The organism is Psychrobacter sp. NPDC064578 (assembly GCF_044901245.1).
GTDB classification, from domain to species: Bacteria; Pseudomonadota; Gammaproteobacteria; order Pseudomonadales; family Moraxellaceae; genus Psychrobacter; species Psychrobacter cibarius_C.
In genome coordinates this window covers 45,958-68,112 of the sequence record NZ_JBJDPI010000003.1, presented here as the reverse complement: position 1 = coordinate 68,112, position 22,155 = coordinate 45,958, and the positions used below count along the sequence as shown (strand labels likewise).

The 22,155-nt window shown below is 42.7% G+C and carries 12 protein-coding genes; 6 read left to right on the top strand and 6 right to left on the bottom strand.

What is annotated here, in order from left to right; translation table 11 throughout:
* Nucleotides 1-74 precede the first annotated feature (74 nt).
* The gene (locus ACI2JM_RS03965) at nucleotides 75-716 is read left to right on the top strand and encodes an OmpW family protein (RefSeq protein ID WP_109590148.1); all 642 of its coding nucleotides are present in this window, start codon (nucleotides 75-77) and stop codon (nucleotides 714-716) included.
* Nucleotides 717-996: 280 nt separating this feature from the next.
* Here ACI2JM_RS03965 and ACI2JM_RS03960 read toward each other — a convergent pair whose 3' ends face one another.
* Nucleotides 997-2,745 (bottom strand): 2-oxo acid dehydrogenase subunit E2, encoded by a 1,749-nt coding sequence (locus tag ACI2JM_RS03960; RefSeq protein WP_404642282.1) that lies wholly within the window; start codon nucleotides 2,743-2,745, stop codon nucleotides 997-999.
* Nucleotides 2,746-2,770: 25 nt separating this feature from the next.
* On the bottom strand, nucleotides 2,771-5,584 hold the full coding sequence (gene aceE, locus ACI2JM_RS03955; protein WP_404642280.1) for a pyruvate dehydrogenase (acetyl-transferring), homodimeric type: 2,814 nt from the start codon (nucleotides 5,582-5,584) through the stop codon (nucleotides 2,771-2,773).
* A 630-nt stretch (nucleotides 5,585-6,214) separates the two neighbouring features.
* Here aceE and ACI2JM_RS03950 point away from each other — a divergent pair.
* The 5 genes from ACI2JM_RS03950 (at nucleotide 6,215) to ACI2JM_RS03930 (ending at nucleotide 17,076) form a co-directional block, all read left to right on the top strand.
* Nucleotides 6,215-7,837 carry a hypothetical protein gene (locus ACI2JM_RS03950; RefSeq protein WP_404642278.1) on the top strand — a complete coding sequence of 541 codons (1,623 nt, stop codon included), beginning with the start codon at nucleotides 6,215-6,217 and terminating at the stop codon, nucleotides 7,835-7,837.
* Between the two features lie 273 nt (nucleotides 7,838-8,110).
* Entirely contained in the window at nucleotides 8,111-8,575 is a 465-nt protein-coding gene (locus tag ACI2JM_RS03945) for a hypothetical protein (protein ID WP_404642276.1), read from the top strand.
* A gap of 51 nt (nucleotides 8,576-8,626) precedes the next feature.
* Nucleotides 8,627-10,678 (top strand): hypothetical protein, encoded by a 2,052-nt coding sequence (locus ACI2JM_RS03940; protein ID WP_404642274.1) that lies wholly within the window; start codon nucleotides 8,627-8,629, stop codon nucleotides 10,676-10,678.
* A gap of 124 nt (nucleotides 10,679-10,802) precedes the next feature.
* Nucleotides 10,803-16,136 carry an SdrD B-like domain-containing protein gene (locus ACI2JM_RS03935; protein WP_404642272.1) on the top strand — a complete coding sequence of 1,778 codons (5,334 nt, stop codon included), beginning with the start codon at nucleotides 10,803-10,805 and terminating at the stop codon, nucleotides 16,134-16,136.
* Nucleotides 16,137-16,302: 166 nt separating this feature from the next.
* Nucleotides 16,303-17,076 (top strand): hypothetical protein, encoded by a 774-nt coding sequence (locus ACI2JM_RS03930; protein WP_404642270.1) that lies wholly within the window; start codon nucleotides 16,303-16,305, stop codon nucleotides 17,074-17,076.
* 141 nt (nucleotides 17,077-17,217) lie between these two features.
* Here ACI2JM_RS03930 and ACI2JM_RS03925 read toward each other — a convergent pair whose 3' ends face one another.
* From ACI2JM_RS03925 to glpK, 4 genes are all read right to left on the bottom strand, one after another.
* Complete coding sequence (locus tag ACI2JM_RS03925) at nucleotides 17,218-17,910, bottom strand: TetR/AcrR family transcriptional regulator (protein ID WP_055124242.1); 693 nt, start codon at nucleotides 17,908-17,910, stop codon at nucleotides 17,218-17,220.
* Nucleotides 17,911-18,148: 238 nt separating this feature from the next.
* Nucleotides 18,149-19,177 (bottom strand): endonuclease/exonuclease/phosphatase family protein, encoded by a 1,029-nt coding sequence (locus ACI2JM_RS03920; protein WP_198330793.1) that lies wholly within the window; start codon nucleotides 19,175-19,177, stop codon nucleotides 18,149-18,151.
* 248 nt (nucleotides 19,178-19,425) lie between these two features.
* Nucleotides 19,426-19,938: a hypothetical protein gene (locus tag ACI2JM_RS03915; protein WP_404642268.1), complete on the bottom strand. Its 513-nt coding sequence runs from the start codon at nucleotides 19,936-19,938 to the stop codon at nucleotides 19,426-19,428.
* 266 nt (nucleotides 19,939-20,204) lie between these two features.
* Nucleotides 20,205-21,797 (bottom strand): glycerol kinase GlpK, encoded by a 1,593-nt coding sequence (gene glpK / locus ACI2JM_RS03910; protein WP_404642266.1) that lies wholly within the window; start codon nucleotides 21,795-21,797, stop codon nucleotides 20,205-20,207.
* Nucleotides 21,798-22,155 lie beyond the last annotated feature (358 nt).

The window sequence follows — 22,155 nt, the reverse complement described above, 5'->3', positions numbered from 1 at the left end:
TGTGTATCGGTACCTAATGTCGTCCCTCGTTAGATAGCCACCGATAATCTTCTATCACGTTAAGGAATCAAATGATGAAACTACAATCCCTAGTTTTAGCCACTGCTGCTGCACTTACTATGACCACAGCATTTGCTGTACCAGCTGGTACTTGGTCTGTCGCTGCTGGCGCTCACATGGTTGACCCAAAGAGCGATAACGGTACACTTGCAGATGGCACTATTGGTGTCGACGTAGACAGTGATGTCCAACCAACCATCAGCGGCGAATATTTCGTTGCCAATAACATTGGTATTGAATTACTAGCGGCTACACCATTCCATCATGACATTACCTTAACTGCTGGCGATGCTACTATCGATGCTAAAACTCAGCATTTACCACCGACTCTATCGGTACAGTATCACTTCGATGGCTACAACATGCCTATGAATGTGAAACCATTTGTTGGTGTTGGTGTGAACTATACGACTTTCTTTAAAGAAAAAATCTATAGCGATGCTTTCGAAAAATTAGAACTTGATGATAGCGTTGGCGTTGCTGGTCACATCGGTCTTGACATACCTTTTGCCCCAACTGAATACTTCCGTATTGATGCTCGCTATATGGACATCAAAACAGACGCCAGCGTAAAAGCTAATGGTGAGACTATTGAACTTGGTGAAGTTGACATCAGCCCTTGGGTATATGGCGTTGCTTTTGTTAAGACTTTCTAATATAACATAAAGTAATGTGAATAAAAAAAGCTGGCTTAATCGCCGGCTTTTTTGTGCTTAAAGTTTAAGCGGCAATGATTATAGATAAAAACGATTGTGCTAAAGTCATTAACCGCTGAAAATCTGGCGACTAATGGCGACTAATGGCGACTAATGGCGACTAATGGCGACTAATGGCGACTAATGGCGACTAATGGCGACTATTAGTATCAAATTTTGAGCATAAAAAAAGACCATCCGCAGACAGTCTTTTTTTAGATCCTTTTAGTACAAACGATTCTTACAGCAAAATACGGCGCGGATCAGCCAGTAACGTTGCAATATAACGGGTGAATACGGCAGCATCTGCCCCATTAATCACACGATGGTCATAAGATAGCGACAATGGCAACATGAGACGCGGCTCAAAGCTTTGCTTTTTAGCATCCCAACGTGGCTGCATGCTTGCCTCAGACACACCTAAAATACCCACTTGAGGCCAATTTACTAATGGCGTAAAGGCAGTGCCACCCAAGTTACCTTGGCTTGATATGGTAAAGCTTGCACCTTGCAAATCTTTAGTAGTGAGTTTTTTGTCACGCGCTTTTACTGCAAGCTCACCAATTTCAATGGCGATTTGCTTCAAGCCTTTATCCTGCACATTTTTGATAACAGGTACGATGAGACCATCATCCGTTGCCACCGCGATGCCCATATTGACACTTTTACGTAAGATAACTTGGGTATTATCGTCGCTTAAATGACTGTTAAAACGTGGATGCTGTGTTAAAGCATAGGCCGTCGCTTTGACCACGAACGCTAAAATCGTGAAGCCGATACCTTCAGCTTTCATGCTACCTTTTAGCTCGCCACGCAGTTTTTCTGTCTCAGTGATATCAGACAAGTCAAACTGGGTCACTTGTGGCAACAAGGTATTGTAGTTGAGCTGTGGTATCGAGACTTTTTGTAGACGGCTAAGGTCGTGGGTTGTTGTTTCACCCCAAATCTCAACGTTGCTCATGTCAGGTAAGCTTGGCAGGCTAGCGCTGGCTACATTGCCACTGGCAGGTGCCGCTTTTTGAGTGCTTAAGCTTTCTTTAACATGTGCAAACAAGTCTTCCTTTAGAATACGATCATTTAGCGCCGAACCATTCACTTGGGTGATATCGACACCTAACTGACGTGCCAGCTTGCGCACGGCTGGACCTGCATACACGTCAACCAACTTTTCATTAACCTGTGCTTCAGTCAGCTTATCAGCTTGCTTACTAGCGACCGCATTAGGCGTTGTAGATTTTTCTGCCTGTTTTGGCTCACCCGTTGTTTTAGTAGCAGCTTTCTCTTCTGCTTTGGCTGGTGCTGAATGCTTTTGCTCAGCGCTATCTGATATAGACTCACTTTCATCAGCATTATCTGCACCACTACTCATGATAACGATAAAGTCTTGACCATTAGCAACCATGTCACCAGTCTGAACTAAGATTTTTTCAATCTTACCAGCGACTGGTGCGGGTACTTCTACCGATGCTTTATCAGATTCAATCAATAGGATTGATTGATCCGCAGTCACGATGTCACCAACACTGACCATGATTTCAGAAACTTGCGCTTCATCAACACCTAGATCAGGTAATGCATAAGTCGTGGCTTTGCCAGCGTTAGACGCAGGCTCGTCATTGGAGTCAGACGAGGCTAATTCAGTTGCCGCAGGCTCAGATTTTGTTTCTGGCTTAGCAGCCGTTTCATCTGCCTTTTGCTTCTCGTCAGCAGCGCTATTTTCTTTAGTGTCTACATTGCTTTCTGCACTGTCTTCTACATTGCCTTCTACGCTTTCAAGCTCAATCAGTACCATACCTTCGCTGACCTGATCACCGATTGTCACACTGATTTTGGTGACTTTGCCAGCAGCAGAACTTGGTACTTCAACCGAGGCTTTGTCAGATTCTAGTAGAATAATGTTGTCATCTTTTGCGATGACATCACCCACTTCTACCATAATTTCGCTGACTTCGGCGCTATCAACACCCAAATCGGGGGCTTTAATATCCATGATTTATCTCCTAGTCTTATAATTATTATTCTTTGACATCACCGTTATTAAGCAAAGTCGCATCCGCTTGATCTTCAGCCCGACCCTCGTTGCTGATTTCATCATCATCTTCAGCGACAAATTCAGGGACAGGATTTGGATTGACATTACCAGGTGCTGGTGCATCAGGAGAATGATCATAATAAGGCTGTTGTTGCCAAGCAGGTGGCTGATCCACATCGATGCCTAGGCTTGAAATAGCATCTTTCACCAAACGCATCTCGACTTCACCCTCATCCGCTAGGCGTTTGAGCGTCGCAACCACGATATGTGCGGCATCAACGTTGAAGAAACTACGCAAATTTTCACGGGTATCAGAACGACCGTAGCCATCTGTGCCTAGCGTAGTATAAGGACGATTATCTGGCAACCAAGCACGGATTTGCTCCGAATAATTGCGCATATAATCCGTCGCGGCAACTACAATACCTTCATGCGGCGCTAACTGCTCAGTCACCCATGGCACTCTCTCTTCATCCATTGGATGCAAGCGGTTGTAGTCATCACAGACCATACCGTCACGAGTCAACTCGTTAAAGCTGGTCACACTCCAGACGTTGGAGGTAATATTGAACTCATCTTTTAGAATCTGCGCCGCTTTTTGTACTTCACGTAAAATAACGCCAGAGCCTAATAGCTGCACTTGGGTTGAACCATTATCTTCGAGCAAATACATACCGCGCTTGATACCTTCTTCGGCACCTTCTGGCATCTCAGGTTGCTCGTAGTTTTCGTTCATTAGCGTTAAGTAATAATAAACGCGTTCGCCTTCACCATACATACGGCGTAGACCGTCGTGCATGACGACTGCTAGCTCGTAACCGAAGCAAGGATCATAAGTCACACAGTTAGGCACAACGTTAAATAGAATCTGTGAATGGCCATCTTGATGCTGCAAGCCTTCGCCGTTCAAGGTGGTACGACCAGCTGTTGCACCTAGCAAGAAGCCCTGTGCTTGACAATCGCCTGCCGCCCAAGCCAAATCACCCACTCGCTGGAAACCAAACATCGAGTAATAGATATACATCGGAATCATCGGTAGCGCGTTCACAGAGTAACTGGTTGCAAGCGCAATCCACGTACTCATTGCGCCTGCTTCGTTGATACCTTCTTCTAACATGTGACCGTCGATGGCTTCTTTATAGCCCATCAAAGCTTCACTGTCTTCTGGCGTATATTTTTGACCAACAGCCGAGTAGATACCCAATTGACGGAACATACCTTCTAGACCAAACGTACGCGCTTCATCAGGTACAATCGGCACGACGCGATCTTGGATGTCTTTGTTTTTTAGCATGGCTGACAACAAGCGCACAAATACCATCGTCGTTGATTGCTCTTTACCATTGCTGCCTTTTAATACCCGATCAAACATTGACAGTTCAGGAATATTCAATGGGATATGCCCACTGCGGCGATTTGGTAAATGACCACCTAGCGCTTCGCGGCGACCTTTAAGGTACTTCATCTCTGCCGACCCTTCTTCAGGGCGATAAAATGGTAGCGTCTCTAGCTGCTCGTCAGTAAATGGCAAATCAAAGCGATCGCGGAAATACATCAACGCTTCTTGATCGAGTTTCTTAATCTGATGTGATTTATTAACCGCTTGTGTTTGAGCTGATAAACCATAACCTTTAACTGTTTTGACTAAAATAACGGTTGGCTGACCTTTGGTTTTCATCGCTTCACTGAATGCGGCATACACTTTCATTGGATCATGACCACCACGATTCAAGCGCGAGATATCCTCATCAGATAGCGCATCAGCCATCTCTTCTAACTCAGGATATTTACCAAAGAACTCTTTGCGAGTGAACTCAGCTGTACGGGCTTCGTATAGCTGATACTCACCATCGACCACTTCTTCCATACGATGTTTGAGCACGCCAGTTTTGTCATTGGCAAGCAAGCTGTCCCATTTACCACCCCAGATAACTTTAATCACCCGCCAGCCAGCACCGCGGAACACAGACTCTAGCTCTTGGATAATTTTACCATTACCACGGACTGGACCATCAAGACGCTGTAAATTACAGTTGACGACCCAGATTAGGTTGTCCAGCTTCTCACGACCAGCGAGAGAAATAGCCCCTAAGCTTTCTGGCTCATCCGTTTCACCATCACCCAAGAATGTCCAAATCTTACGACCTTCTTTCTCTAGCAAACCGCGGTTTTCCATATAGCGATGTACATGGGCATGGTAAATCGACATGATCGGACCAAGTCCCATCGATACGGTTGGGAACTGCCAATAATCTGGCATGAGATACGGATGCGGATAGCTTGATAGGCCTTTGCCGCCGACTTCACGACGGAAATTATCAAGCTGAGCTTCGGTCAATCGACCTTCTAAATAAGAACGCGCATAAATACCGGGTGCTGAGTGACCTTGATAATAAATCATGTCACCACCGAAATGATCGCTGGCAGCACGGAAAAAATGGTTGAAACCTGTCTCGTATAGCGTGGCACTAGAAGCGAACGTCGCTAAGTGACCACCCAAATCGTCGTCATTTTTGTTTGCACGCATGACCATGGCCAATGCGTTATAGCGAATCAAAGCACGGATTTTGCGCTCAATGGTTAGGTCGCCAGGGTACATCGGTTCATCTTCAACGGCGATGGTATTGATATAAGCGGTATCGAGACGATTGAACGGCAGACCTTCTTGAACTGCCATGTTGTATAAAGCTTTTAGCAGAAACTGAGCACGATCTTTGTCTGCATGTTTGATAACAGATTCAAACGCTTCCAGCCACTCTTGGGTTTCGGTGCTATCAGCATCCTTATAATAATTCATCACTATTGTCCTTTTTTATCAGTCAGTCCTGCCCGAAGACAGGATATTATTAAATCAAAGTGTTACTTCAATATTGTCGTGCGGGAATAGTTTTCTCAATGACTTCCTTGTTAATTTTAAGAAGTGAGATTTATAGTAGGGTGCCGTTATGCAGCAGTATTTGACCGACTCATAATCTGGAGCAGCCTCACATAGCCAAAATAAAAACAGCGCTACTATCCATCGCATATGAACTTAGTATTTAAAAGTGGTTAGATAGTAAAATGCTAACCCAACTTTTATAGTCAATTATCAAATGATAATAACTCTTTATTATAGGCTCTTATGCTGCAGTTGTTTATAGCTGTAAAGAAATGGTGATATGACAAGTATTTTTGAAATAAATAATCATTAGTTTTTTTAGAAATGTTTCAAAGAAATATAAGGATTGTTTGCTAACGAGCCAACATCTATAACTAGATACTGTAGCTGGTCATGAAATATCTGCCATTCATCCACTTCGTAGGACTTTTACGAAATTATTGCTTAATATGTTAAGTTACGTAATATATACATTAGTTTAGTTAGTGAAATAATTGAGAACTAGTTAAACGCTTATAGCAAGTTTTAGCTTCTTATAGGAATAACCATATGCATAAAATGCCATACGTTCTAAATTCAATAATTTCACAACTATTCAGTGAACATATATATCGGGTGCTGGCATTGATAGCCGCTATGGGCTTGATGTTGGTTAGTAATACATCCTCTGCAAGAGTTGATAATCCAGGCGCAGTTTGTCCTGCTGGTTTTTCAAAAGACAAACTGACAGATAGCGACTATACCAATTTATTTTTAAGTAGCAGCAATAATAACTACTTTAATGTCGCAGGTAATGCTTCAGATAGTATTCCACTACAAATGAAAATGGATCTTAGCGAATCTAGCACTAGTAATACTAATAATAACTTTAGCATTATAGATGCTAGCCAGTATAGAGTTATAAATATTGGTAGAAACTTTTCTACTCCAACTGCATATACAGATATTACACTAAGCTTTCGTAATAAAACGACCCAACAGCCTCTCTATTTGACCAACGTAGCTGTGAGTGCATTTGATATTGACTATTCAAATTCTGGTAATAATTTATTCGATGACTATGTACGCATTACAGGTACTACTGGATCTGGCTCTATTATTGATGGCACAGTACAAACAATATCAGGTTCAAATGTCATATACTCTGCAGGATTAAACAACAACACTTCCTTCAATTGCCCATCAAGAGATTTAGATACACGCTGTCAAGGCTCTATACAATTTTCTCAAGCTGTCAGTGAAGTGACATTGCGTTACACCAATAATCCTATATATGTTAAAAATGACCCGACTAATCAAGAAATACAAATTCGCGTAGACAATTACTGCTATGTTCCTCAGTATATATTCTCTGGTACAGTATTTGATGATAACGGTGGTATTACTGATACCCAAGCTGATGCTAATAACGCCAATATTACTAGTGGTACCTATTTTAATAAACCAAACTACTTTAACGGTGTATTTAATACCCCTCAGGAATTAGGTATTAGTGGGAGTAATGTAAGATTAGCCAATTGCGCAAACAACTCTATTACTTATCCAACCCAATCGGTAATTAGAAACGGGGCTTCTGTCGGTGAGTATCAAATCAGTATTCCTAAAACAACACTGGCTAATAATACTAATCTTTGTTTGGTAGAGAGTCGAACAGGGGCTACTTATCCTATTCGCACTAGTAGTGAGAGCAGAAATGTTGGTTTCTCAGCAACCACTTATAATTATCCTAATAACAACTTTGGTAGAGTCATCGCTGCGAATGCAGCTTTGGTTCTGCAGAAGTACCAGTTTGTAAATGATTGCAATGCCGGTACTTTAATTTACGCCTCAGTTCCGATGACTGGCGATCCAAGAACTGGGTTCAGTATGGATCCTATCCAAGATAATATCACTCCGCAGCAGTGTATTGCTTATAAGATAACCGCGACCAATCGCGCCAATCTTGCTATTAATGACTTTATCATGAGTGATGTGCTTCAAAAGAAAGGGGTAAATAATGCACAGGTAACGTCTATACGTGTGGCGCCTACCGATAATAATGGCAGTTATGCTACTGATAGTGTCGCTCTTGGTTTGAATGGTACGGTCAAAACTACTGCATTGATATTGCAAAAAAATACTAAGAGTGATTTTTATTTCAATACCAAATACGGCACTACTGTGAATCCTTAGTAACTATTCCCCCTTGCTATATTATCAACTCTAAAGAATATTTTTTACTGACAAAGGCCCTATCTCTGTAGATAGGGCCTTTACCGTTTGTGTACTCCAAAATACCATTTGTCGTTTTTGTGGTGAATATTTGTATTGTTTACGTGACAATCACATTAAGGAACAATTCTAAATTTATCAGCATGTCCTATTTGTAGTTGATTGCAGTTTTTACATTGCATGGGACGAAGTCAAGATTGACTTGATAATAATGGTTTAAGCAAGGAATACGATATGAAAGTTTTTAACTTTTTACGCAGTGCCATATTAGCAAGCTTAGCGTCGGTAATAGTGCTAAGTGCTGCTCACGCCAATGATGCCTTAAAAATGGATTTAACAGCCAATCAAGTCACCAAAAACGCCGAAGGTAAGATCTCTTATTTACCTGTTCGTAATGCTCCAGCGGGTACGGTTATTCAGTACAAGGCAACATACAGTAATATTATTAACAAGGATATCCAAGATCTGGCTGTCGTACTACCTATCCCTGCCAATATGGCTTTCACTGGTGAAGCTAAGCCTACCAGTGCTCAAGCCAGTATCGATGGCAAGAACTATGCCGATATGCCACTGATGCGTAAGGTCAATGGCAAAATGGTCAAAATTCCGTTTTCTGAATACCGTACCCTGCGCTGGAATATCAAGTTATTACCAGCACAGAAGTCTGCCGCCGTGGCACTTAACACGATTGTCAACTAAAGCTCTCCTTCAACTCATAAAATCTCGCTTTTCTAATTTTAGGATATCTATATGAAATCAAATAATTTTAACTATAGCTTGCTTGCTGTTGGTATCGCTGCTGCACTCGGTATCAGTTCGACTGCCAATGCAGATCCAGCACAATCAGGTTCAACAACAACGAGCGTAGATATTACTAACCAAGCTAGCGCAACCTATAAAATTAGTGGTGAAATTCAGCCTGAAGCTAAGTCCAACATAGTCAAAATCACAGTATCAGAGCAGGTATCCTTCTCATTGAGCGCTGATAATGATGATACAGCAGTAGGCGGTACACCAGGCGATGCCTCTAATATTAAAGAAGAAGTAGCTCCTGATGGGTTCGTTTTGTTTAGTCATAAATTAGAAAATACTGGTAACCGTACTGATACATATGCTATTACGACTCCATCAAATCCTGCAAACTTTAATACAGCGGCCTCTACTGTCTCATATAAGATATATAATGCTGCAGGAGTCGAAGATACTACTCGTACTGTAAATGATGCGCCTTACGGTGCTTCCAGCGGAAGAGTGTTTCCTTTAGAAAAAGGTCATTATATTAGGTTCGTTATTAAAGCCAAAACAACAGGCAATAAAGGCGGTACCACTCAATCTCTACCAATATCTGCTGTTAGTACGCTACTAGGCGCAGGTAAAACGCTTAATAATACTAATACTTCATTCACGAAGCTTCCTACCTTTAATATCGTAAAAACAATTACCAATGCTTTGGATCTGAACGACTCTGATGATACTGCTACTTATAAAGTTGTAATAACGAATGATGGTAATACTTCGTTTAGTACCAATGCCACAGATATTGCCATCGAAGACTTCCTGCCACCTGGTCTAGTAATAGCAACAAACCTAACCTCTACTAACATCAAAGCTAGTGGTGATGCCACATCGGGCTCTATCGCTCCCGGCACCAGTACTATAGGAAGTAATGGCTTTAAAATCATTGGTGTTAATATACCAGTAGGCCAAAATGTAACTATTACCTTTGATGTCAAAAAAGGTGGATCAGGTACACTTGTTCCTGCAACTGCTATCAACCATGTAACAGTGACTGATGACTTAGACAATAACTCTTTAACTGACAATACGCTTGTCGATAGTACAGACACAGGGAAAGAACAAAACGTTAGTAATTTCTATACTGGAACTCAAAACAATTTTGTTAATGGTCAGACTCCTGTAACTCCAGGTGACGACTCAACGTTACCGTTATTGACTATCGAGCGCGCGCTAACCCTAACTAACTCTACTACCAAAGAGATTGCACCTACCTCGGGTACCAGTGGACAGGTAACTCACCAAACAATCATTACCAACACTGGTAAAGACATCGAGGGTAGTAAAGCGGGTGAATTGACTTTCACTATCACTGATAATGACGGTAACTCACCAGATGCGATTAACATAGTTCCTGCTAGTGTTACTATTGTCTATGATCCAAAAAATGGTACTGGTGCTCAATCACCAAAAACCATTACAGCTGTTAGTGGAGTTTATGACCTATTCACCGCTTTACCTGGCGGCATAGTCCCTAATGGCACAGTCACTATTAACTATAACGTGTCGTCGCTCAATGCTCCGCTTTTCACACCTTTGAACTCTACTGACTCTACATTTGAAAATACCATTGTTACCTTAATTCCAAAACTAGAAGGTGCCCCTGCACAAGTAACTGTGACAGACACCACCACTGTTCGCGGCTTGACACTACTTAAAACTCAAGCGATAGATGCCAATTGTGATGGTACTAACGTCGGTGTGTTCGTTACTACAGAAATTAAAGGGGCTTCGCCTGGTGAATGTATCATTTACAAAATTCAAGCTAAAAATACTTCTACTACGGGATTAGGCTTTAATATCACTGATGTCGTGATTTCAGATGAATTGGCTAAATTCTCAGCTAATGCTGATTATGTAGGTGGTAGTGCAACAACCACTGCCAGTGCTGGCGGTACATATACAGCTTCTAACAATGGAACCGCGATTACAACTACTGTTGCTACATTGGCGCCTCAAGGAACTGCAACCATGCAGTTTAAAGTCAAAATCAAGACTAATAGTTAAGTCATAGCTCTATATAGCCCATTCAATCCAAACGTATCGTTTTTAGGTCTATAAGCATCAAAAGCTGCTTATAGACTCAATCTCTACCCTTACCCTCACTGATATTTTATTGGATAAGCGACATATGACTCTATCTACCATGACACCGTCTAATCGTACCGCATTGTGTTCAGCGAAGATCTCTGCGCTGTCATTGGCAATGTTGCTTATGCAATCGAATATCGCGATTGCAGCTGATGCAGCAAACCCTAATCTGCAAATCATCAACAATATTGCAAACGCTAGCTATAACGTCAATAACCAGACTGACATCACAATATCTAGCACCTCAAACCAAGTACAAATCAAAGCCTCAGACCTTCCTGAATACGGTATTGAACTCACTCAACAGCCGTTACTCACCGTTATGCCTAACGCCTTGGTCAACTGGGTAAACGTCCTAAGCAATACCAGCTATAGCAACCAGACTGTTGAGCTAACATTGGCTGTATCGCCAACGCTCTCAAACTTAAAAGTCTATCAAGATCTAAATAAAAACGGCGTCGTTGATAATGGTGATACTGAAGTTATTTTCGATAATTTAAGCGCACAAATCAAACTTGGACACAGTGAAAGTATCCAGTTTATCGTGCAAGCTTTATCAGATGTTAACGGCAAAAGTGGCGATACTGCAGATATTAAAATTGGCGCTGTCGTTCTAGAAGACCCATCCGTATCGAGTGTCAACGCGATTGATAGACTGATCATCGTTGAGCCTGAAATCAAATTTACAACGCCTAAATTTGACGCAAACAAAACCACCTCACAAATCGAGGAAAACGTCTATATCGATGCCAGCTATGCGCAGTGTAACGTTCAACTAGATAAGCCAGATCAAGTATGGGTCACGATTACCTCTTTGTTGACGGGTGACAAATACGCATTGAAAGCGATTGAGACGGGCAATAGTACTGGTAAATATCAGCTATCAGCACCAACACAAAACAATGCCAACGCTATCAACGACAAATTTATTCAGACTCTAGCAAATGATACGTTGACTGCAAGTCTAGACGCCTGTATCGCGCCTTCTGTCGGCACTGGCGCTGAGCAGCTACCAAGTGAAGGTGACTTCACCGTACGTATCGATGACTTAGATACACAAATCAATATCGTCGATGATAGCCCAAGCTTAGTCGTCACCAAAGAAAGCGATGTTAAAAGCGCTGAATTTGGTGATTATGTTAGCTACACCATCAATATCACCAATAGTGGCAACTCTACCGCTTACGATGTACAACTAAAAGACGCCCTACCACGTGGTTTTGCTTATGTAGATGGTAGTGTACGTATCAACCAAACTGCTGATATCAGTATCGACCAAGCACAAACCACTGAGTTTAAAGCTGATGGTAAATATCAGGTGCTAAATTTAGGTAATCTGGCTAATGGCGAAAGTAAAAAAATCACGTATCGCGTCTTAATCGGTGCCTCATCATTGGGCGGTGATGGCATCAACCGCGCGACTGCCGTTGCTAGCAATGAGCAAGGTAAAAGCTTAGTTTCAAGAGAAGCACAGTGGAAGATTGAAGTAGAGCGCGGCGTCATGAATACTGATGGCATCATCATCGGTAAGGTATACCACGATATCAACCGTGACGGCATTCAACAAAAAGAAGATGGCGAACTTGGCGTTGCAGGCGTGCGTATCTACATGGAAAACGGTAACTTTGTCGTGACTGATCCTGAAGGTAAATATAACTTCTATGGTGTCAGTGCCAAAACTCACGTCTTAAAAGTTGACCGCACCACCATCCCTCACTCAACCGAGATGGTCACCCAAAGTAATCGCAATGCTGGCGATGCTGGCAGCCGTTTCGTTGACTTGAAATATGGCGAATTACATCGTGCCGATTTCGGTATCGTGGTCGGTATGGGCGATAGCACTGAGCGTTTGAATACGGAGCTTGTCGCTCGTAGCAAATCAGTGAGCGCTAAGAATGATAGCCTTGAGCAAGCAGTAAAAACCGAGCTAACCCTAGATCCTGACTATAATCGTAACTACGATGATAATGTAGACGCCAGTGGCTGCAACATCAATGGCGACTTAGATCTGGGCAGCAACTGTGACTCTGCTATCGTCAATGAGATGATCAATCCAGCCGCCAATCGTGTTGATATGACCGTAACTACGGTAGCACCGCCAGTAGAAAAAGAGCTGGAAGAATATCTCAAAGAAGTGGCTAACAATGACGTGGCTTTTATCAATTTAAACGAAGGTCAACAGCTCAGCACTTATAAACAAATGGTACAGGTGCAAGCGCCACTGGGTTCAATATTTACACTATATGCCAATGGAAAAGCAGTATCAGAACAACAAATCGGCAAAACTGCTGAGCAAGAAAAACAGAATGTGACTGCCTTTGATTACTATGCCGTCGACTTAAAGCGTGGCAACAATATCTTGCGCGGTGTCGCTACTGACGTGAATGGCAAAATCATCTCTGAGCAATCCATTAAAGTATCAACGCCAGACAATTTACAAGCCATTGACTATCGCACTCAAGCGCAGCTAGTACCAGCAGATGGCGTTAGCGATTATCAAGTCGTTATTAGCCTAAAAGACCGTGATGGCCGTCCTTATATCGCCTCAACACCTATCACTATCGATACCAATATCGGCCGTATCAATCTTAATGACAGCAGTAAAGATCAAGCTGGTACGCAAGTTATTGTCTCAGGTGGCGAGCTACTCATACCCGTGACTGCACCAAGTGTACCGGGTAAAGGTGAGTTGGTCATCGACACTGGTAGCAGTAAACAGATTATCCCGTTACAATTTACCGCGCAATTACGTCCTCTCATTGCCGTCGGCATCGTCGAAGGCGCGATCTCACTTAAAGACTTTGATGGCAGCAGCATTACTGACGCCCAAGGCGCTTTTGAGCAAGAGCTCAATGATTTCGCTGGTAACGATGACTATACCGCTTCTGGTCGCGCCGCGATGTTCCTTAAAGGCAAAGTACGTGGCGATTATTTGCTCACTTTGGCTTATGACAGCGACAAAAAAGGTGAGCGACTGTTCCGTGATATCGAGCCTGGCGAATACTATCCTGTCTATGGTGATTCATCAGCCAAAGGCTTTGATGCGCAATCTACCAGCAAACTCTATGTGCGCTTGGACAAGGGCCGCTCATTTGCTATGTATGGCGACTTAAAAACTCAAATCGATAACGATGAAGGTATTAAATTAGGTCAATATAACCGTACGTTGACTGGCCTAAAAGCCCAGTATGAAGATAGCAATACTCGCATTACCGCCTTTGTCGCGGAGACGAGTACCAGCCAGCGCGTCAATGAGACTCGTGGTCTTGGTATCTCAGGCCCTTATCCATTGGCTGAAAACTTTGATGCCGTATTAGAAAACTCAGAAACTGTCGAAGTGATCACTCGTGACGCCAACAATCCAGGCTTGATCATTAGCCGTGAGACCCTTACCCGCTTTGCCGATTATGAAATTGACCCTATCAGCCGCAGCTTATTTTTAAAAGCCCCTATCGCTAGCCAAGATATCGATGGCAACCCTATTTATCTACGAGTCACTGTAGAAGTAGATGAAGGCGGCGAAAAATACTTGGTCGGTGGCATTGCTGCCAAGCAGCAGTTGACTGATAAAGTCGCCATCGGTGGTAGCTATGTCAACAGTGATGACCCTCTTAACAAAGAAGAGCTTGCTAGCGTCAACAGCGTTATCAAGTTTAACGATAAGCTAAAACTGGTCGCTGAATACGCGATGAATAAAGCTGAGAATCCAAATTTTCAGCCAAGCAATCAAATCAATGCGACAGAATTAGACGGTCAGGACGCAGAAGGTAATGCCTTGCGTATCGAGCTTGACTTTGATAACAAGAAAAACACTCGTGCCAAAGCTTATTATAATGATACTGACGAAGGTTTCGTGACTGGTGCCTCGCCGCAGACTGCTGGGCGCGCTGAATCGGGCGTCGAAGTCACTCATTTAATCAATGACAAGAAGACCGCGCTAAAACTAGAAGGCGTACGTACTAAAGATCATACCACTGATGCTAGCCGCCAAGGTGTCTTAGCCAGTATTGAACAGCGTTTGAGCACCAACATCGTTGGCGAGATTGGCTTACGTTATTATAAGCAAGATGCGACGGCAGCTTCACGCAATATCCAAACGGTAACAGACGTCGTAGATGTGACTGACAACACTCTCTTTAATGACGATATTATCAATCAATCGGCGCTAAATAATGTCAGTGATTCTGAAAAAGATATTGAAGGTACTACCGCCCGCGCTCGTATCACGGCACGGTTGCCCAAGCTCAATGACTCTTTAGTATTTGCAGAATATGAGCAAGATATTGATAACAGTAATCGTAATGCCACCTCCATCGGAGGCGAGACGCCGCTAGGTGGTTTAGGCCGCCTATATGCCCGTCATGACTTGATCAACAGTCTATCTGGTAGCTATGGTCTTGATGATACTGAAGAACGTCAGCGTACCGTATTTGGTTTTGATGCCGCTTATATGAAAGATGGCAAAGTCTATAGCGAATATCGCATGCGTGATGCTATCAGTGCTCGCGAAGCTGAAGCTGCTATCGGTCTAAAAAACAAGTGGTATGTTCAAGAAGGTCTGACTTTAAACACCTTATTTGAGCGTGTTGAATCATTAGAGGGCGATACCGAGAACACCGCAACGGCAGCTGGCATTGGTGTAGAGTATCTTGCGAAAGAAGATTATAAAGCCTCGGCGCGTTTTGAGAAGCGTTGGGGTGAGACTAGTGACACATTGCTAGGTAGCGCTGGTATTGCTTATCGCTATACCGATGATGTGACTCTGTTGGCCAAGGACATCTACTCACGCGTCGATTATGACGATGGCAATCGCACGATTAATCGTTTCCAGCTAGGAGCTGCCTATCGTGATTATGATAGCAATCAGTTAGACATGTTAGCCAAGCTTGAGTATCGCTTAGATGATAACAGTACTGGCGATGACGCCTATCAAAAAGATGCCGTTATCTGGTCATTGAGTGGTAACTATCATCCAACGCGTCCGTTGACGTTGTCAGGTCGTTACGCGGGTAAATATACTCAGTTTGATGCTGATAATATCAGTAGCGACAATACAGCCCATGCGCTTTATGCTCGTGGTCTATATGACATCAGTGAGCGCTGGGATGTGGGCTTGCAAGCAGGCACTTATTGGAACAAACAAGCAGATGATATGTCTTATATGCTGGGTGCGGAAGTAGGCTATAGCCCGATGACCAATCTTTGGTTGTCACTAGGTTATAACTTTATGGGCTTTGAGGATGAAGACATCGCTTATGACGATAGCACTATGGAAGGCGCTTACTTTAGATTACGTTTCAAGTTTGACGAAGACCTATTCAAACGTGATGATCCACGTAAGAACCAGCGTTTGATGACTCACTCTACATTGTAATTTATCCCCATTGTCGTGTTATCATCTGACGACAATGCGGGCGTTAACGCGCTGTTCATCATATTATATGACAGATATATTTTAATAAGCGATGAGATCAGCGCCGAAAACCGCAAGTACCAATACCAATATTGATACTGATCCGCTTAATATGAGGTTTTGCATCATGCCTAATCCTGCCAACAAAGCAGCCCATTATAAACAGCCCATAAAGGCTTTATTATCAACCGTTTTTTTCCTGACAATGACCTCGGTTGCATCGGCGAGTCATCATACTCCTGAAGTGGCAGTAACCCGTGACGCTACTCACTGTGCCAATGAGGTTCAAACTCAGTCTCACCACCCAAAATACCAAAGTACGCGCCAACGTGCTATGAATTGTATGTTGACAGAGTTACAAGCGTATCAACAAAAAAACATGAGCGCACGTCAACAATACTTTGCCTATAAAGCTCAGGCTTGGCTTAACTACGCCATCCATCAAGACAGCATAAATAGTCGTTCACCTGCTGGGCAGCAAGCCGCACAGGCAGCAGAGACGATTTTGACCACCTTGAAAAATGGTAAGGAACAAGATCTCAACCTTATTCAAGACATACCCTCAAACTCTGCTCTCATGCGCCCCGATCTATGGGCAACCTTAAGCGCGCTAAAAGATAGCGGTGGTATCGAGTCAGCACCACGAGAGATAGCCTTCAGCGAGGTCGCTTTAATTTGGGCTGCTACGAACCAGTGCGAGCGCGGCTGGCGGGAATCAGGCATCCATTTTCGCATGGCAGATCGTTGGCTTGAACAAGCCCGCGAAGCTTACGTCAATACCCATGATTCACAGACCAACGTCGCTTTGGAAGAATTGATCGTCAGCTATTATAAGCAATATGAGACATTAGATGCGAGTACTGATAGTTGCCGTGGGCAAGTATTAACGCTTATCCGTTAAGTCCATTATTATCACTGCTCATCAATGCAGTAAATACAAAAAAGCCGACATTACATGTCGGCTTTTTTGTATTTACTTAGCAGACATTAGGGCATGTTAATCACACTCTAATGTCTATACATCATCTAAATAGCGAAAAAACTAGCGATTCTTACGCGGTAGCTTTTCTGGTAGATAGCAACGCAAATAAGCGATAAATGCAGTGTTTGCTTCTTGGATATATTCATTGGTAATGCTTTGATGACGACGATAAGACAATGTAAATATCGCATTAATAATGCTATAAGCAATCAATAGCGTGTCTTGAATATCGTGGAAACTCGGCATCTCATAGCGCTCTGATAAACGCTTATAAACCAAATCGACGATTTGATGATCGATATCTTCACCAAAACTATCACCTTCAAAATCAGGCGTGTTCGTATCATAAATGAGCTTGGCTTTGGTTTCGTCGTTATGGAATATCGTCACACAATTATCAATAAGTGCCGTCAAATAGCCCTGCCATCTGTCATAATTACCAATATCAACTGTTTCTACTATTTCTAATATTTCGATAGCATTCAAAAAACGCAATGCTAAAAATATCGCTTCGATGTTAGGAAAAAAGTGATAAGCAGAAGCTCTTGGAATGCCTGCTTCTTCACATACAGCCGCCAAAGTAATGTCATTGATAGGTTGTGTTTCACTTAATTTCTTGGCACCAGCCAAAAGTTTTTGACGGCGCGCACGGCCTTGTTGGCTGGTAAACTTAAACTTATTCGGTACCAGTTTTTTTGCCAGTTCCGAATCTACCAACACATCTTCAATCTTTTCGTCTTTATTTTCGCTCATCATAAGTCTCTTAATGTTACACCCTATTTTATAAATATAATCTTCAATAGATAGTATTCGCCCTAAATTGAAGAATTACATCCTATTAGCTAATAATGTAGCACTGATATTAGCGCTACTATGTCTAATGGAGAGGCATCATAAACGCTTGTACACTATCAAGCAAGGGAGATAAATGGGTTAAAAAATAATGTATAGGTCAACCATTTAATAGCGTTAACCACGTAATGTAAAAAATTTAATCATTGAGTTTAATTTTCGCTCTTATAATACCATGATCGATGACTCTATCTGCATAGTCCCACTTTAAATGGTCATTGAAATAGTCTACTCTTTCAACCTGACCCAGTGAAAACTTACTATCAGGAAGAAACTCTTCTGAAACAAATAATTGATCAATCACTTCTGGCATACCTTGATATATATGGGTATATGCCACATCTTTCATCCAACCATAGCGTGCTTGGATACGCGCAGCATCGAATAATGCAACATCGCGCATGCCTTTATCGTAATTAACTTCACCAGTCTCAGCCATCAATTGGGTGGTGACGCTACCGGTGACATCGTTCATATCGCCTAACAAAATCAATGGCTCACGAGTATGACGTAAGCGCTCTATAATAGACATGCGAATAGAGGCTGCTTCTGCGGCGCGCATACATAAGCTACGGAGCTTGGCACGGACTCGAATATTTGGATCGTCCATGTCTTCTAACAAATTGCCACTTTCATCACGCAAGAAAAATGCCCGTTTGCTTTTTAGATGCGCCGTAATAATCGTTATCGGTTGACCAAAGGCATCGACCCGTACTACTAATGGTGGACGATTAAAGCGCTGGTAAGGACCAATATCAGGGATATCAATCACCGCTTTTGGTGCAATGTCTTCAAGCAAGCGGCTTTCTAATTGCTCAAAGCGACTAATAATACCAACGGCAGGAGTGTTTTGTGCCCCTTTGCCATGGGTATAAGGGCTTGAACGGTCGTTACTTGCCAGCGGAACAACAACATGCTCGGGCTTAAATCCCAACGACACCGCCAACGCTTCAAGCGCATTACTATCCCAGACTTCTTGCACCGCAATAATATCAGCATGTGCTTTTGCTAATAAATCGGTGATGCCGCTTAGCTTGTGCTCGTATTCATCGTTACTGTAAGCTGGCGCATTGTCATAATAAATTCGGTTAGGGTTGGCAAAATTGAGCAAGTTGGCAGTGGCAATATAAAATTGTCTGGCGCTTTTAGCTTCCGCATTATTGTTCATAGATTACCTATTATTTTTATTCTAGAATATTGCTTCCAAAGATGATTGGCTGTTTAATATATTCATACCTAGTAATATACAGCAAAAAAGCCTCCAAAGAAATCTTTGAAGACTTTAAAATAGCATAAATTGAAAATATTTAGTCTATCAGCAGACCCAAGTCTACAATCAGACTAAGCCCAGTGATAAGTTAGTAAGCTTATATACTGTCTACTTACTTAAATAAAATGTGCTGTTAGTTTCGCTTATTACGATACACGATTCCATGCGTCATACGATGCTTTGCGTGCTTCTTCCCACTCCATGCGTGATTCACCTTTTACTTCATGCCATGAGCGCTCTAATTCAGCTTCATGGTCTTCAAAACGTGCATCCGCAGGATAACGAGCACGGTTGGCGTACCCTACTGCATAAGCTGGATGTAGATCACGGTCGAAGTCATAACCTTCTTTGTAATAATCAACATTTGCATATTCTGCACGCCAGTAAGCTTCTTCACGTGTTGGATCAATCGCTTCTGCTGCTGCATGTCCTGCACCGCCACCAACGATAGCACCAATCGCACCGCCAATGAGTGTGCCAAGTGGTCCTGCCATTGTACCGATTGCTGCACCCGCTGCTGCGCCGCCAAGACCACCAATAGCTGTACCTACTGGATGCGAACCTGGCTCACCTGTGATGATATCAGCATTCAGATCCTGCTTAGCTTCTTTTGACATATGCTTTACTTCATTACGATCAATACCGTCATAGTTACTCATAATTTTATCCTTAAATTAATTTGTTATATTTTAGATTTATTAAGTGCTAAAAATTAGCGGTCTTACTCGATTCATGTTTTACTTGAGTCGCCTAAAGTATAGAAATTTATGGATAACAACAGATAGATAGGTTGTGTAAATTGTGTCCAGATTGCGATTGTCTTGCGTTACAGCCTGTATCTTTATAATGATTTTGTAGGACAGTGAAGCGTTTTAAGTAATTTCTCATTGAATTGTTACAATATTTTAATGTATCTGTTCAATAATTATAAGGATGTCAGCGCTCTATCGATGGCTCGTTGCCACTTATTAAGATGTTGTTCACGGATATCACTGGACATCTGGGGTTCAAAAACACGATCGACTTGCCATGATGCTTGCATTGTCCCTTCATCATATAGCCCCGTTTTTAACCCCGCGAGCAATGCTGCACCTTTGGCAGTGATTTCTGTATCTCTCGGACGCAGGACAGGCACATCGAGTAAATCAGCTTGAAACTGCATCAATAAGTCATTATTGGCCGCGCCGCCATCTACTCTTAGCTCAGTTAATGGATGAGGGCTGTCTTTTTGCATGGCAATGAGCACATCATAAGTTTGATAGGCAACCGCCTCTAACGCAGCACGAGCAATATGGGCTTTAGTCGTGCCGCGGCTCATACCAGTAATACTCGCGCTGATATCGGAGCGCCAATAGGGTGCTCCTAGTCCTGTGAATGCCGGCAGTAACACCACCTCTTCACTACTATCAACTTGGCGGGCTAAATCTTCGACTTCACTGCTGTGTTGAATCATACCCAGATTGTCTCGTAACCATTGGACAATAGCACCTGCCATAAACACACTACCCTCCAAGGCATAAGTGATTTCCTTTCTGGGTGGCTGCAACATGCGTTTGCCTGACTGTACAATTTGATCGAACGACAAATTGTCTGGACGAGTCGGTGTGGATTTTCGTTGCCAAGCGATTGTCGTTAGTAGTTTATGCTCGCTAAGTTTGGGTTTTTGACCAATATTCATCAGCATAAAACACCCAGTGCCATAAGTGTTTTTAGCCATGCCAGCATCGAGGCAGCCTTGTCCAAAAAGTGCTGCTTGCTGATCGCCCAATACCGCTTGAATAGGAATTTGTTTGGCAAATAGTCCTTTTTTGGTTTTACCAAAGTCACCATCAGATGGTAGGACTTTAGGCAAAATATTCATGGGTATCGCAAAACGGGCGCACAGCTCTTCTGACCACTCAAGCTTGTGGATATCATATAATAAAGTACGGGAAGCATTGGTCACATCAATGACATGCTCGCCACCAGTTAGCTTATATATGAGCCAACTGTCTATAGTACCAACCGCTATTTCTCCTCTGCTGGCTCGTACGCTCAATTTCGGATTGTGCTCTAGTAACCAAGCGATCTTACTGGCGCTAAAATATGGATCTAAACGTAGCCCTGTAATGCGTTGCACTTCGCTTGCCACATCATCATGGCTGTCATTCATCATGCCGCTGGCACCCTCAGCCGCGAGTGTTTTACAGTAGCTCGCCGTACGGCGATCTTGCCAAATGATGGCAGGGGCTAAAGGTTTACCCGTTTGCTTATCCCACATGACAATAGATTCACGCTGATTGGTGATCGCGATACTGGTGACGTCGGTAGCAAGCAGCCCTGCTTGATTAATCACATCATGGGCACAGCTAATCTGCGTTTGCCAAATTTGTTGCGCATCTTGCTCGACAAAGCCCGCTTTTGGGGTTTGTAAAGTGGTAGGCTGCTGTACCATTTTTATCGGACGCGCACGATCATCGTACAATATCGCTCGACTCGATGTCGTCCCTTGATCCAAAGCCAAAATATATCCTGCCATTACTCACATCCTATTTTGTCGCATTCATTTTTTACATTTATATTTTATAGTCGAGTCTTTATTGATGGCACGTACTTTTTGCGAGCAACGCTTATCACAATAGCCAGTTTTATTTACATTAGCACTGCGCCAATGAGCAATTGCTGACGGTTAAAATAAATGCCGTTTATTTTAATCTTGCTCAACGCTATAAGGTGCTGAAATATAGCACACACCACTGTTATGTATAGTTTATAAGCTGCTTTGTAGTACAACAATCATCACTAACTATCATTATCGCTGAAAACTTTTAAAAGTGATCTAAAATCGATTTAAGTGCTAATGACTTGATAAACCTTTTATTATTAATTAACAAATG